Origin of the sequence: Promicromonospora sp. MEB111, assembly GCF_030209445.1 — a bacterium.
Taxonomy (GTDB): domain Bacteria; phylum Actinomycetota; class Actinomycetes; order Actinomycetales; family Cellulomonadaceae; genus Promicromonospora.
In genome coordinates, this window is sequence record NZ_JARVSD010000008.1 from 151,140 (window position 1) to 164,256 (window position 13,117).

11 protein-coding genes are annotated in these 13,117 nt (G+C 71.4%); 7 read left to right on the plus strand and 4 right to left on the minus strand.

The genetic code is table 11. The features are described 5' to 3' along the window. Positions 1–31: 31 nt before the first annotated feature. Together QRN56_RS09565 and ychF are read left to right on the plus strand one after the other, a co-directional pair. Positions 32–808 carry a DinB family protein gene (locus QRN56_RS09565; RefSeq protein ID WP_285102672.1) on the plus strand — a complete coding sequence of 259 codons (777 nt, stop codon included), beginning with the start codon at positions 32–34 and terminating at the stop codon, positions 806–808. A gap of 11 nt (positions 809–819) precedes the next feature. Next, complete coding sequence (gene ychF / locus QRN56_RS09570) at positions 820–1,905, plus strand: redox-regulated ATPase YchF (RefSeq protein ID WP_285102673.1); 1,086 nt, start codon at positions 820–822, stop codon at positions 1,903–1,905. Between the two features lie 181 nt (positions 1,906–2,086). Here the strand turns inward: ychF and QRN56_RS09575 are convergent, their stop codons facing one another. Both QRN56_RS09575 and QRN56_RS09580 read right to left on the minus strand, forming a co-directional pair. After that, positions 2,087–2,452 carry a nuclear transport factor 2 family protein gene (locus tag QRN56_RS09575; protein WP_285102674.1) on the minus strand — a complete coding sequence of 122 codons (366 nt, stop codon included), beginning with the start codon at positions 2,450–2,452 and terminating at the stop codon, positions 2,087–2,089. A gap of 59 nt (positions 2,453–2,511) precedes the next feature. After that, complete coding sequence (locus tag QRN56_RS09580; RefSeq protein ID WP_285102675.1) at positions 2,512–3,456, minus strand: helix-turn-helix domain-containing protein; 945 nt, start codon at positions 3,454–3,456, stop codon at positions 2,512–2,514. A 188-nt stretch (positions 3,457–3,644) separates the two neighbouring features. Between QRN56_RS09580 and QRN56_RS09585 the strand changes: the two genes are divergently transcribed. The 3 genes from QRN56_RS09585 to QRN56_RS09595 all read left to right on the plus strand — a co-directional run bounded on the left by QRN56_RS09585 (position 3,645) and on the right by QRN56_RS09595 (position 8,081). Further along, positions 3,645–6,383: a helix-turn-helix transcriptional regulator gene (locus tag QRN56_RS09585; protein WP_285102676.1), complete on the plus strand. Its 2,739-nt coding sequence runs from the start codon at positions 3,645–3,647 to the stop codon at positions 6,381–6,383. 85 nt (positions 6,384–6,468) lie between these two features. Then, entirely contained in the window at positions 6,469–7,290 is an 822-nt protein-coding gene (locus QRN56_RS09590) for an alpha/beta hydrolase (RefSeq protein WP_285102677.1), read from the plus strand. 2 nt (positions 7,291–7,292) lie between these two features. Continuing rightward, complete coding sequence (locus QRN56_RS09595; protein WP_285102678.1) at positions 7,293–8,081, plus strand: MBL fold metallo-hydrolase; 789 nt, start codon at positions 7,293–7,295, stop codon at positions 8,079–8,081. A gap of 36 nt (positions 8,082–8,117) precedes the next feature. Here QRN56_RS09595 and QRN56_RS09600 read toward each other — a convergent pair whose 3' ends face one another. Continuing rightward, a complete protein-coding gene (locus QRN56_RS09600) occupies positions 8,118–9,407 on the minus strand; it encodes an endo-1,4-beta-xylanase (protein WP_285102679.1) in 1,290 nt (429 codons plus the stop codon). 51 nt (positions 9,408–9,458) lie between these two features. Beyond that, on the minus strand, positions 9,459–10,574 hold the full coding sequence (locus tag QRN56_RS09605; protein WP_285102680.1) for a LacI family DNA-binding transcriptional regulator: 1,116 nt from the start codon (positions 10,572–10,574) through the stop codon (positions 9,459–9,461). 93 nt (positions 10,575–10,667) lie between these two features. Between QRN56_RS09605 and QRN56_RS09610 the strand changes: the two genes are divergently transcribed. Together QRN56_RS09610 and QRN56_RS09615 are read left to right on the plus strand one after the other, a co-directional pair. Beyond that, positions 10,668–12,059 (plus strand): ABC transporter substrate-binding protein, encoded by a 1,392-nt coding sequence (locus QRN56_RS09610; protein ID WP_285102681.1) that lies wholly within the window; start codon positions 10,668–10,670, stop codon positions 12,057–12,059. 109 nt (positions 12,060–12,168) lie between these two features. Beyond that, a complete protein-coding gene (locus QRN56_RS09615; RefSeq protein WP_285102682.1) occupies positions 12,169–13,116 on the plus strand; it encodes a carbohydrate ABC transporter permease in 948 nt (315 codons plus the stop codon). Position 13,117: the final 1 nt, after the last annotated feature.

A 13,117-nucleotide genomic window follows, 5' to 3' on the forward strand; every position in this document is an offset into this window, starting at 1 on the left:
GATGTCAGAGGCTCGGCGTAGCGTCGCCCGCATGAACCAGATCACAGGACGCGTCGACGGCATCGAGGGCGCCGACCTCCGCGGGGCCGTCGTGCGCGACGCCGACATGAGCGGCGCCTCGTTCCGCGAGGTCGCCCTGAACGGTGTGCGGATGCGCGGGGTGGAGCTGGCCGGTGCCGACATCGACGGCGAGATCTACGACCTGCGCATCAACGGCGTCGAGGTGGAGCCGCTGGTCGAGGCGGAGCTGAACCGGCGGTACCCGGAGCGCGCCCTGCTCCAGGACCGCACGCTCGCCGGTCTTCGCACGGCCCTGGACGCGTACGAGCGCATGTGGGAGGCCACGGTCGAGCGGGTCGCGTCGATGCCCCCGGGCACGGTGGACGTCTCGGTCGACGACGAGTGGTCGTTCGCCCAGACCCTGCGGCACCTCGTGTTCTGCACCGACGGCTGGCTGCGCTGGGGCGCGCAGGGCCGTCGCGACGACGTGTTCTGGCCGGCCGGCGTGCCCCACTCCGGGTTCGCCGCCGGGGCGCCGGGCCTCGGGATCGACCCGGCCGCCACGCCGTCGTACGAGGAGGTGCTGGAGGTGCGCCGGAGCCGGCTGCGTGAGGTGCGGGACTATCTCGCGACCGTCACGCCCGACCAGGCCGGCAGCCCGGCGGAGCCGCCGCCGTGGATGGACCAGTCCGAGGCGTTCCTCGCGGCCCAGTGCGTGTGGGTGGTGCTCACCGAGGAGTGGCACCACCACCGGTACGCGACCCGGGACCTGGACCTGATCGACGCGGGCGCCGCTCCGTCCACGTAAACTTGCGCGACGTGGCTCTCACTATCGGCATCGTCGGCCTGCCCAACGTCGGCAAGTCCACCCTCTTCAACGCTCTGACCCGCAACCAGGTGCTCGCGGCGAACTACCCGTTCGCCACGATCGAGCCCAACGTCGGCGTGGTCTCGCTGCCCGACGAGCGGCTGGCCAAGCTGGCTGAGATCTTCGAGAGCCAGCGGATCCTGCCGGCCACGGTGTCGTTCGTGGACATCGCGGGCATCGTCAAGGGCGCCTCGGAGGGCGAGGGCCTGGGCAACAAGTTCCTCGCGAACATCCGCGAGGCCGACGCGATCTGCCAGGTCACGCGCGCCTTCGACGACCCGGACGTGGTGCGCGTCGACGGCTCGCTCGACGCCCCCGGCGACATCGAGACGATCTCCACCGAGCTCATCCTCGCCGACCTCCAGACCCTCGAGAAGGCCCTGCCGAGGATGGAGAAGGAGGTCAAGATCAAGCGTGGCGACCCCGTGCTGTACGCGGCCGCCAAGAAGGCGCAGGAGATCCTCGACAGCGGCGTGACGCTCTACCAGGGCGCCGCGGACGCCGGCCTGGACCTCGCCGAGATCGCGAGCCTGCAGCTCATGACGGCCAAGCCGTTCATCTACGTCTTCAACACGGACGACGCCGGCCTGGCCGACACCGCCTCCCAGGAGGCGCTGCGCAAGGTGGTCGCGCCCGCGCAGGCGATCTTCCTGGACGCCAAGTTCGAGTCGGAGCTCGTCGAGCTCGAGCCCGACGAGGCAGCCGAGATGCTCGCGGAGACCGGCCAGGAGGAGTCGGGCCTCGACCAGCTCGCCCGCGTCGGCTTCGACACGCTCGGCCTGCAGACCTACCTCACCGCGGGTCCCAAGGAGTCGCGCGCCTGGACCATCCACCGGGGCTGGACGGCACCGCAGGCCGCCGGCGTGATCCACACCGACTTCGAGCGCGGGTTCATCAAGGCCGAGGTCATCTCGTTCGAGGACCTCGTCGAGACCGGCTCCGTGGCCGGCGCGAAGGCGGCGGGCAAGGCCCGCATCGAGGGCAAGGACTACGTGATGCAGGACGGCGACGTGGTGGAGTTCCGCTTCAACGTCTGAGCATCGCCCCGGTATCGGCTTGGTCGCCCGACCAGGCCGGATACCGGTTGACCTGCGGTAACGCTTCTGAGCCTGCGGGACAGCGGTGGACGGAAGTGGCCTCCAGGGGCCATCCCCCGTGGTTCCCCTACGGGAATCGGGGCGCTGTCGCAGGTGGGTGCTAACAGCTGAGAGGGTCCGGTCAGGCAGGTTCGGCGGCGGGTGCGAGCGTGGCAGCCAGAACCAGCCAACCCTCATCCGAACGCACCCAGAGGCGCGTGTAGATCAGCCGCGCAGAAACTGCGGTGCCGCCCTGGATCGCATCCACAGCGGCGACGAGCCTGGTCACCCCGCTCAAGTCGTCCTCCTGGACGTCGAGCGATTCCTCCTCCAGGCGGGTGATCTGCAGCGAACCCGAGCGGTAGCTCTCCAGGTCGTCCTCCTTGGAGAACACAGACCCGTCCGGGCCGGTCCCGACGCAACCAGGATGCAGCAGTGCCTCCAGTGCGGTGACGTCGCCGGCACGCTGGGCGGCTTGGAGCGCGCGCTCTGCAGCAAGAAGACTCATCGCGCGAGTCTACGCACCGGGACCGGACGATTGCGGGCATATCTCCCGCAACCGGGTCCTCACCGGTGGTGCAGCGCCTGCCACTCCCGAGGCGTGACCTCGTACGCCGCCCGGAAGCGGGTCGTGAAGTGGGAGGGACTGGTGAAGCCCCAGCGGCGTGCGACCGCCGTGATGGTTCCGCGTGCCGGGGCGGTGCGGGCGAGCTCGTCCGCCGCGCGGGCGAGGCGTTCCCGGATGATCCACTGTTCGAGCCGGAGGCCTGCTCGGGCACACTCCTTGTAGAGGTGCCTGACCGAGACGTGATGCGCGACGGCGATCGACGCGGCGTCCAGATCCGGGTCGCCGAGATGGCGTCGGACGAAGGCCTGGACGCGGAGGAGCAATGTGTCCTCGAGCGCCTCGCGCCCGAGCCGGTCGTCGTCGGTGATGCTGGCGACGAGGGCGCGCGCGAGCGACAGGGTCGCGGTCCCGAGCGCGGCCGAGGCGGGCCCGTCGAGGAGGTGGGCAACCCGTCGGGTCTCGGTCAGATGGTTGACGAACAGGGGTGCCAGCGGACTCTCGCCGATGTGCACCAGGGTCTGGCGCACGAGGTCGTGCGGGATGCCGAGCGTCGCGAGCGCGACCTTGGCCGTGAGCGTGTGGGTGTCCTCGATGTGGTGGACGTAGGGCGCGGTGAGGTCGGTCGCCCAGAGCTGCGACGGCCCGACGGGCAGGTCGCGCCCCAGGTGGCTGTGGACGCCGGTCCCACGCAGTCCGTAGGTCAGGATCAGGGACGGCGGCTCGTCGTCGGACGTCGCACGTGCACCCCGGCGCAACGTGTGCGCCGAGCACGCGGCGTCGAAGACGTCGACGGCGCCGAGCTGCCAGGCGGTCATCGTGAGCCGGACCCGGTGGTCCGGGCCCTCGGGGGTGAAGGCGGTGGCGCGCGCAGCACTGGCCATGGACTCCACGACCATGTCGAGCCGGTCCCTGGGCGGCACCCCTTGGCTGTCGAGGACTTGCACGGGACACCTCACGGATCTGGCTGAAGCGGCGGTGATCTCTCCCCGAACGACAATGGCGCGCGCACCGTCGAAGCGCAAGGTTGAAAGCGTCGTGCACACACACGCAACGGGTGTGCAGGCAGGGGGAACACGCGCGCGCCGGTCCGTGCGAGCCTGCTTCCAGCGGGGGCGTGACCTGGAGGCTGAGCATGACCACCACTTCGTCGGGCCTGCTCGGCCGCGAGGACGAGCAGGACCGTCTCGCAGCGCTCGTCGGCGGCGCGCGCAACGGCCGCTCCGGGACGCTCGTCATCCTCGGCGAGCCGGGCATGGGCAAGACCTCGCTGCTCGGCGAGGTGGCGACGCGGGCAGAACACGCCCGGGTGCTGCGGATCGACGGCTACGAGTCGGAAGCCACCATTCCCTACGCCGGCCTGCACCGGCTCACGCTGTCGCTGCGCGAGTTCATGGCAGAGCTGCCCCCACACCATCGGGACGCGCTGGACGTCGCGGTGGGACGGACCGCGGGCGCGCCGCCCGACCGGTTCCTCGTCGGCCTCGGGGCACTGGAGCTGCTCGGCGCGGCCGCGACGGACCGGCCGACGCTCTGCGTGGTCGACGACGCGCACCTCGTGGACGCCGAGAGCCTCGACGTGCTGGCGTTCGTCGCCCGGCGGCTCATGGTTGAACGGCTCACCCTGCTGTGCGCCGGCAGGGACGAGGGCGACCTCGTCACCCGCATGCGAGGCATCGACCTCTTCACCCTGAGCGGCCTCGCCACGGACTCGGCGGTGAACCTGTTCACCCGCGCCGTACGCGGGACGATCGACCCCGTGGTCGCGACCCAGGTCGCGCACGCGACCGGAGGCAATCCTCTCGCGCTGATCGAGCTCGCTCGTAGCCTCTCCCCGGCGCAGCTGACCGACCTCGGCCTCAGTGCCACGCCCGTTCCCGTGGGCCAGCGCCTGGAGCGTCACTACATCGGACGGGTCGACGAGCTCGACGACCACGCTCGCACGTGGCTGCTCCTCGCGGCGGCGGACTCCACCCGGAAGACCGGTCTGGTCATGGCGGCCGCGGACACGTGGGGTCTGGACCCGGGCGCACCCGACCGCGCCGAAGCGGCCGGTCTGGTCGAGATAGGGGACGTGGTCCGGTTCCGCCACCCCCTGATCGGCTCGGCCGTCTACCGTTCGGTCGACGGCGCCGCCCGGCGCAGGGCACACCGGTCGCTCGCCCGGGCGGCGGCCGCGCTGCAGATCACCGAGCTGGAGGCGTGGCACGCGTCGCGGGCGACCGTCGGCATCGACGACGCCGTCGCCGCGCAGCTCGAACGAGTCGCCGACATGGCCGCTCGCCGCGGTGGCATGGCCTCGCGAGCACGGATGCTCGGCCGCGCCGCCGAGCTCACGAGCCCGGGCCCGCTCCGTGACGCGCGCCAGGTCAGCGCGGCGGAGGCCGCGCTCGCCGTCGGCGCCGGAAACGCCGCGGCGACCGCACTCGACGCCGTCGACGTCGCCGAAGCGGAACCGGTGACGCAGGGCCGCGTGACCATGGCGCGGGCCACCCTGGCCGCCTTCACCGGCAGCGGTCCTGACTACGTGCGGGCGAGTGCGGACCTCGTGCGGGCCGCCGACCTGTTCCACGGCCGCGACGCGGTGCTGGAGCAGCGCGCCCTGGTCAGCGCGGCCGAGCTGTGCATGAACGCCGACCGGCTCATGGAGGGCATCACGACGACCGATCTCGGGCACCGGCTCCACCGGGGCACCGCCGTCGCCGACGGCCCGGCGGCCGTCGTCCTGGCGGGACTGGGAGCGCTGATCCGGCTCCCGTACGCCGAGGCCGTCCCGCACGCGCGGACGGCGCTCGACACGATCCGGGCACTTCCCGACGCCGAGCTGATGCACTCCGGCATCTCTGTCGCCGCCCTCAGCACGTTCCTCTGGGACACCTCCGGCCGCGAGCTTCTCCTGCGTGCGATGCGGGCGGCCCGGGACGCGGGCGCGCTGCAGGTCGTCGACCTGCTGCTCAAGGTCATGTCGCTGAACGAGCTGAGCTGCGGCACCGTCCGGCTGGCGACCCGCTATGCGGAGCTGCTCCGCGAGGTGCGTCTGGCCATGGGCTACGACACGGCGCCCGTGCTCAATCCCGTCGTCCTGGCATGGACCGGGTCGCCCCGCGGCGAGGTGCTCGCGCTGGCCGCCGCCGCACAGGCCGCCGGCCGGGGTGGCGTCAGCGCGCTGACCGAGGCGGCCGTCGCCGTGCGCGACCTCGCCGGCGGGAGCTACCACGACGCCTACGACCGGCTCCGGCCCCTGGTCACGTCATCGTTCCTGCAGGTGACGCCGACGCAGTGGGCCGACTACGTCGAGGCCGCCGCCAGGTCCGGACATCCGGACGAGGCGTCGTCGTACGCGGCCGCGCTCCGCGAACGTGCGGTCGTGAACGGTTCACCGTGGTGCCGCGGCGTCGCCGACCGTGCGACGGGCCTGGCGGCCTCCGGTCCGGAGGCGGAGAAGTACTTCCGCTCGGCTCTCGACGCGCTCGAACCGACCGCCGTCCTCACCGACCGTGCCCGCGCCCACCTCGTCTACGGCGAGTGGCTGCGCCGCTCGCGCCGTCGTGCGGACGCCGTGGTGCAGCTGCGGGAGGCCATCCGGCTCTTCGAGGAGGCCGGTGCCCAGATCTTCGTCCCGCGTGCCACGGCCGAGCTCGAGGCTGCCGGATCGCGCGCGGAGACGACGCCGGCCTCGCCGCGTCAGCCGCTCACGACGCAGGAGCTGACGATCGCGGAGAAGGCGGCCGCCGGGCGCACCAACGCCGAGATCGCGTCGAACATGTTCATCAGCGCCAACACGGTGGACTACCACCTCCGCAAGGTGTTCCAGAAGCTCGGCATCTCCTCGCGCCGACAGCTCGCCGACCGTCTCGGCGCAACCCGCTCCTGAACGGCTACGTGGTTCACGTGGTCCGTCACGCCGGAGCACGGGACAAGGTTGGTCATCAACGCCTGAGCACCCGAGAGGAACCACCATGAGCACCCCGGACACCATCGTCCTGATCCACGGCTTCTGGGTCACCCCCCGATCGTGGGAGCACTGGAAGACCCGGTACGAGGCCAAGGGCTACACGGTCCACACCCCGTCCTACCCGGGTTTCGAGGGCGAGGTCGAAGCCCTGCGGGCCGACCCGACGCCGATCGCCGACCTCACCATCGAGTCGATCGTCGGCCACCTCGAAGCATTCCTCGACACCTTGGACACCAAGCCGATCCTCATGGGCCACTCGGCCGGCGGATCGTTCATGCAGGTCCTCCTGGACCACGGGTACGGATGCGCCGGCGTCGCGCTGAACTCGGCACCCACCGAGGGGATCCGGACCACGCCCTGGACCCAGCTCCACTCGGTCTTTCCCGCACTCAAGAACCCGCTGAACCACCACCGCGCCGTCGGTCTCACCCCGCAGCAGTGGAAGTACGCGTTCACCAACACCTACACGGACGAGGAGTCGCTCGCGTTCTACGACCGGTACCACATCCCGGCGTCGGGCCGCGTCCTGTTCGACTCCGTGCTGGCGAACTATCAGCCCGGTCACCAGGGAGCCTGGGTCGACTTCGCCAACCCCGACCGGCCACCGCTGCTGTTCCTGTCCGGGTCGGAGGACCACATCATGCCCGAGGCCGTCCAGGCGTCCAACGCCAAGCACTACAAGGGCGCGGGAACGATCACCGAGCACGAGACGTACGACGGGCGTCCGCACCTCATGGTCGCCGGCCCGGGCTGGGAGGAGATCGCCGACCGCGCGCTCGACTGGGCGCTGGCCCGCGCATCCTGGACCGCGACGACGGGTCACTGAGCATGTCGGCCCTCACCCTCACCCACATCGGTGGGCCGACCACCCTCCTGGAGGTGGAGGGCTGGCGGATCCTCACCGACCCGACCTTCGACGCCCCCGGCCGGACCTACCGGTTCGGCTGGGGGACGTCGTCCCGCAAGACGACGGGACCGGCGATCCCCGCGGCGGAGATCGGGCCGGTCGACGCCGTGCTGCTCACCCACGACCAGCACGCCGACAACCTCGACGTCACCGGGCGCGGCCTCCTGCCCACCGTCGGCAGCGTGATCACCACGGCCTCGGGCGCGACCCGGCTGGGAGGCCACGCCCGTGGACTCCAGCCGTGGGACACGACCCTCCTGGTCGCGCCCGGCAGGCCGGCGATCACGGTCACGGCGACACCGGCGAGGCACGGCCCGGCCGGCAGCCGGCCGATCGTGGGCGACGTCGTCGGCTTCGACCTGGCCTGGGAGGGACAGGAGCACGGGTCGTTGTGGATCACGGGTGACACGGTCCTGTACGACGGCGTCCGGAGCGTCACCCGGCGGCTCGCGGTCGGCACCGCCGTCCTGCACCTCGGACGGGTCGGGTTCCCGATCACGGGCCCGCTCGCCTACACGATGGGTGCCGGGGACGCCGTCGAGCTCGTCCGGCTGCTCCGGCCCGCCTCGGTCGTGCCCGTGCACTACGAGGGGTGGTCCCACTTCCGGCAGGGCCGCGACGACCTCGTGACGGCGCTCGGGGACGCGCCGGACGTCGCCGGGAAGGTCCGGTGGGCGACGCTCGGCGAGCCGCTCGGCCTCACCGTCTAGCGACGACGCCGTTCGCCGGCCGGTGACCCGGCTCCGTCACAGGACGATCGACCTCTCCTGGTCACCGGCCGGCAGCGTGAGGTCCGCCGTGCCGCCACGCGCGCCGAGCCGGAAGTCCCCCGCGAAGGCGTCGATCTCGAGCCGGCCGTGCTCGTCGGTGCGCGTCGTCGTCGGCGGGAGCCACCACGCGCCCTTGATCAGTCCCCTCAAGGCCTCGTACGCGGGCTTGGGCGTGTGGTCGGCGCGTACGAGTCCGCACGGCGCGCCCAGCCAGGCGCCCTCGTCGGTGAGCCCCCAGTAGTTGACGGCCTGGACGGCGGGGTGCGCGACGAGCTGGGTGTAGTGGCGGACGATCTCCTCGGCCTGCCGGGCCTCGCCCTCGGGGGTCGACGGCCAGCGGTCGACGACGTAGTCGTTGAGATCGGTGATCTCGGCCGGCATGAGGTCTCCGGACAGCAGCGTGTTCTCGGTGAGGTGCAGCGGCAGCCCGAAGCGGCTGAACCGGTCGAGCACGTCGGCGAAGTACTCCTCGCCGCGGTACCCCTGGTGCATGTGCGACTGCAGCCCGAGCGCGTCGATCCGGATCCCGGCCGCCAGCACCTCCTCGACGAGCCGCTCGTAGTCGGCCGAGAGGTTGAAGTCGTTGAGCACGAGCGAGACCGGCCGCCCCGCGTCCCGGCCGGCCTCCTGGGCGGCGTCGACCGCGAGCCGCACCATGCCGACCCGGCCGAGCCGCTGTGCCAGGCGTGTGACCGCGTTGTCCTCGCGGTCGAACACCGGCATGATCACCGCCTCGTTGATGGCGTCCCACGTGGGTACGACGTCGCCGAGCGTCGACACCTCGCGGGTGATCCGGAGCCGGATCTCGTGCTCGACCTCCTCGTCGGAGAGGCCGAGGAGCCAGGTGGGCGCCAGCGTGTGCCACAGCAGGGGGTGGCCCTTGACGGCGACGCCACGCTCGGCGAACCACACCGCGGTGCGGCGCAGCCGGTCGGTCTCGGGTACACCGCGCAGCGGCTCGAACCCGCGCCAGTAGAACGGCAGCGTCACCTGGTTGAACAGGTCGAACCAGAGCGGCTCGACCGTGCGCGCGGCCTCGACCGACGCCCCGCCGAACGGGGAGGACGGCGGCGTCGTGCCGAGGTCGTTGGCCAGACCGACGAAGTCGAAGCCGATGTTGCCGAACAGGAAGGCGTGCCCCGTCTGCTCGACACGAACCTCCTGCCCCGCCAGGGGCCGGCCCGCACCGTCGGTGACCGTGACGGTGGCCCGGGTGTGCCGGTGGGAGAACTGCGGATCGGGGGAGAGGGCGACGCGATGACTCATGGAAAGTTTCCTTGACGGGAGTTCAGGGCTGCGGGCGGGTTTCGCGCGGCGTCACTGCCGCGGGGCGGCCGTCGAGCGGCGCTCGACGAGCGACGTGGCCAGCTCGGTGCGCAGCGACGGACGCAGCTCGTTGCGGGACATCTCGATGACGATGCGCGTCGCCTCGCGTCCCATCTCGAGGAGGGGCTGGCGCACGGTGGTCAGGTGCGGCGTGACCCACTGGCACAGCTCGACGTCGTCGAACCCGATGACGGACACGTCCGCCGGCACCGAGAGCCCGAGCTCCTCGGCGGCGAGGTAGACGCCGTAGGCCTGCTCGTCCGAGCCGGAGACGACGGCGGTCGGGCGGTCCGGGAGCGACAGCAGCTCGTGGCCGTGCTCGCGGCCACCGCCGACCAGCGAGTCGCCGTGGCGGACCAGCAGCTCGTCCACGGGCAGGCCGTGCCGCTGCAGTGCGCTGCGGTACCCGTCGAGACGGTCGCGGTGCGCCTCCTCGTCCATCGGTCCGGTGATCACCGCGATGCGGGTGTGGCCCAGCGCGATGAGGTGCTCCGTCGCGTCGCGCCCGCCGGCCCAGTTCGTGGCGGCGACCGTCGGGAGCGACGGGGGAGCGGCGCCGATCGGGTCCACCAGCACCACGGGCATGCGGAGGCGGGACAGCTCGGTCTCGACCGACTCCTGGACGTGCGCCGCCACCAGGACGACCCCCTCCGAGCCGCGCTCGGCGAGGTGGTCGACCCACGCCGCGGTGCCGAACGAGTCGCCGCTGGCGGTGGTGAGCACCAGGTCGAGGCCGAGCCGGGCGGCCTCCGTCTGGGCGCCGCGCAGCAGCGTCGTGGCCCACTGGGTGTCGAGGGTCTCGATCACGAAGTCGACGAGCCCGCTCCCGGCGCCCGGGTGCGGGCGGCGCTGCTCGTAGCCTCGCTCGGCGAGCACCTCCTCCACCTGGCGGCGCGTGGCCGCGGAGACTCCCGGCCGGCCGTTGAGGACCTTCGAGACCGTCGGGGCCGAGACCCCGGCGGCCTCGGCGACCTCGGCGATCGTGACACCGCCGCGGCGCTCCCTCTTTCCCGCGCCGGCCTCGGGCCTCGTGGCCGTCCCTGTCATCTCGCGCCCCTCCTCGGTGTCGAACAGCGTGCACGACGGGTGTTGACGCCGTCGTGGCACGGACTCTATCGTACCGGCAAGCGAAAGTCTTAAAGAAACTTTCGCGCCTCGCTGGGACCGCAGCGGTCGCGAGGACGAGGAAAGGATGCAGAGATGCAGACGTCGAAGAAGACGTTGTCCGGCCGTCGTGTCGGTGCTGTCGCGGCGGTGGCCACGGCGAGCCTCCTCCTGGCGGCGTGCACCCCGAGCGCGATGGGCGGCCAGAGCGGAGCCGTGAGCGGTGACGCGACCAAGGGCAGCATCACCTGGTGGGGCTGGACGCCGGACGCGAACAACGCGGAGAAGCTGATCGCGGCCTTCAACGAGGAGTACCCCGACATCGAGGTCGAGTTCGTCTCGAAGCCGATCGACAGCTACGACTCGGTGCTGTCGCCGGCGATCACCTCGTCGGACGGGCCGGACGTGTTCAACGTCGCGCCGGGCTCGGCGAACGGCGGCGTCGACACCTTCGGGCCCGGGGCGATCGACCTCACCCCCGCGGTCGAGAAGGCGCTCGGTCCCGACTGGGCGAGCAAGGTCTCCGAGCTCGGTGTCAGCGGCCTGACCGTCGACGACAAGCTGGTCGGGCTTTCGGCCGGCGCCGTCTACTCGGGCAACCTGTGGATCAACCAGGGGATCTTCGACGAGTACGGCCTCGAACCCCCGACCGACCTCGCCTCCTGGAAGCAGGTCTGCGACACGCTCGAGGCGGCCGGCGAGGGCTGCTTCGTCCAGGGCGCCGGACAGTGGGCGTTCGACATGGACACCTTCGAGGCCATCGTCGAGAACATCGAGCCCGGGCTGTACCAGAAGGCCTCGCTCGGCGAGGCGTCGTACACCGAGGGCGACTCCGGCCAGAAGTTCACGCAGGCGATGGAGACCTGGAAGTCGCTGTTCGACGAGGGGATCATGCAGGACGGTGCCGTCGGCCTGCAGCAGTACCCCGACGCGAACAACGAGTTCATGCAGGGCAAGTACGCCATGATCATGATGGGTTCCTGGTACACCCAGTACGCGGTGAAGGACTCGATGGTCACGGCCATGGAGGCCGCCGGCGTGTCGGACCCGGAGCCGATCACCATCGTCCCCGTGGACTTCCCGGACCTCGCCGGCACCGGCCAGGTGGGCAACATGTTCGGTGACGCGGACTATGGCCTGGCCGTTTCCGGCCGCTCGGACAACCAGGCGGCGGCCACCACGTTCGTCACCTGGCTGTCGACGTCGCAGGCCGGCCAGCAGTCCGTGGCGAACACGCTGAACAACATCCCCGCGCTGCACGGCGTCACCCCCGACTGGGACCAGATCGACCTGGTGGACCCGGCCGCGCAGGCAGACGTGCTGTCCGCCTACAGCGAGCAGGCCGCGGCGGCCACGCAGCCGCGCTTCGCGTCCGTCAGCTCCGAGCTCAACACGGCCTTCCGCGACGCGCTGGTCGGCGTCGCCGGCGGGGACGTGTCGATCCCGGACGCGCTCCAGACCCTCCAGGGCGTCGTCGACGCGGAGTGAACGACCGGGGTGGGCCGGCCGATCCCTTGCGGGCGGCCCACCCCTTCCTCCCGGCACGAGCCGCCCGTCGCGGCGTCGTCCGACCCTCAACCCACCCGAAGGACAAGCAATGAGCCTCAGCGCAACGCTGCCTGACGCCGCGACACCCACCGGAGGCGCGCCGGCGGCGCGGCCCCGCCGCCACGGGCTGAAGCCGACGGCCAACGGTCTGCCGTGGATCCTGCCCGCGGTCGTCGTAGTGGTCGGGCTGATCTACTTCTCGATCGGCTACACCGGCTACGTCTCCACCCTCGACTGGAACGGCTTCATCCTCACGGAGCCCACGTTCCTGGGGCTCGCGAACTTCTCCGAGATGTTCGGCGACCCCGTCTTCTGGAAGGCGCTGGAGCACACGGCCGTCTTCTACGTCGTCACGTTCACCGTGCAGACGGCGCTCGGCTTCACGTTCGCGGCGCTCATGCACTCCCAGGTCTTCCTGCGCGGGGTGTACAAGGTCGTGGTCTTCGTGCCGACCGTGCTCGCCCCCGCCACGATGGCGCCCGTCTTCCGCCAGATCTTCGACGCCGACGGTCAGCTCAACACGTTCCTGAGGGCCGTCGGGCTCGACGGTCTCGCGCAGACCTGGCTGGCCGGCGGCACCACGGCGATGGCCGTGGTCATGCTCGCCACGATCTGGCAGTGGACCGGTCTGACCTTCATCCTCTTCTACGCCGCCATGAGCCAGATCGACACCGAGGTGCTCGAGGCGGCCCGTGTGGACGGCGCCGGCAACCTGCGGACCCTGTGGTCGATCGTGTGGCCGATGTGCAGGGGTACCACGGTCGCCCTCGCGACGCTGGGCCTGATCGGGGCCCTGAAGACGTTCGACTGGCCGTACCTCATCACCAAGGGCGGCCCCAACTACGCGACCGAGTTCCTGGGCACGTACATCTACCACACGATGCTGTCGGAGAAGCGGTTCGGCTACGCCGCCGCGATCTCGGTCGCCCTCCTGGTTCTCGCGCTCGCCTGCGGCGTCCTCATGTCGCTGCGCAACCGCCGTGAGGGAAGGGCCTGAC

Bases quoted from the DNA above. Each gene is read 5' to 3' on its own strand.
- QRN56_RS09615 (WP_285102682.1), top strand. From the start codon at position 12,169: ATGAGCCTCAGCGCAACGCTGCCTGACGCCGCGACACCCACCGGAGGC.
- QRN56_RS09575 (WP_285102674.1), bottom strand. From the start codon at position 2,452: ATGAGTCTTCTTGCTGCAGAGCGCGCGCTCCAAGCCGCCCAGCGTGCC.
- QRN56_RS09590 (WP_285102677.1), top strand. From the start codon at position 6,469: ATGAGCACCCCGGACACCATCGTCCTGATCCACGGCTTCTGGGTCACC.
- QRN56_RS09565 (WP_285102672.1), top strand. From the start codon at position 32: ATGAACCAGATCACAGGACGCGTCGACGGCATCGAGGGCGCCGACCTC.
- QRN56_RS09600 (WP_285102679.1), bottom strand. From the start codon at position 9,407: ATGAGTCATCGCGTCGCCCTCTCCCCCGATCCGCAGTTCTCCCACCGG.
- QRN56_RS09610 (WP_285102681.1), top strand. From the start codon at position 10,668: ATGCAGACGTCGAAGAAGACGTTGTCCGGCCGTCGTGTCGGTGCTGTC.
- QRN56_RS09595 (WP_285102678.1), top strand. From the start codon at position 7,293: ATGTCGGCCCTCACCCTCACCCACATCGGTGGGCCGACCACCCTCCTG.
- QRN56_RS09585 (WP_285102676.1), top strand. From the start codon at position 3,645: ATGACCACCACTTCGTCGGGCCTGCTCGGCCGCGAGGACGAGCAGGAC.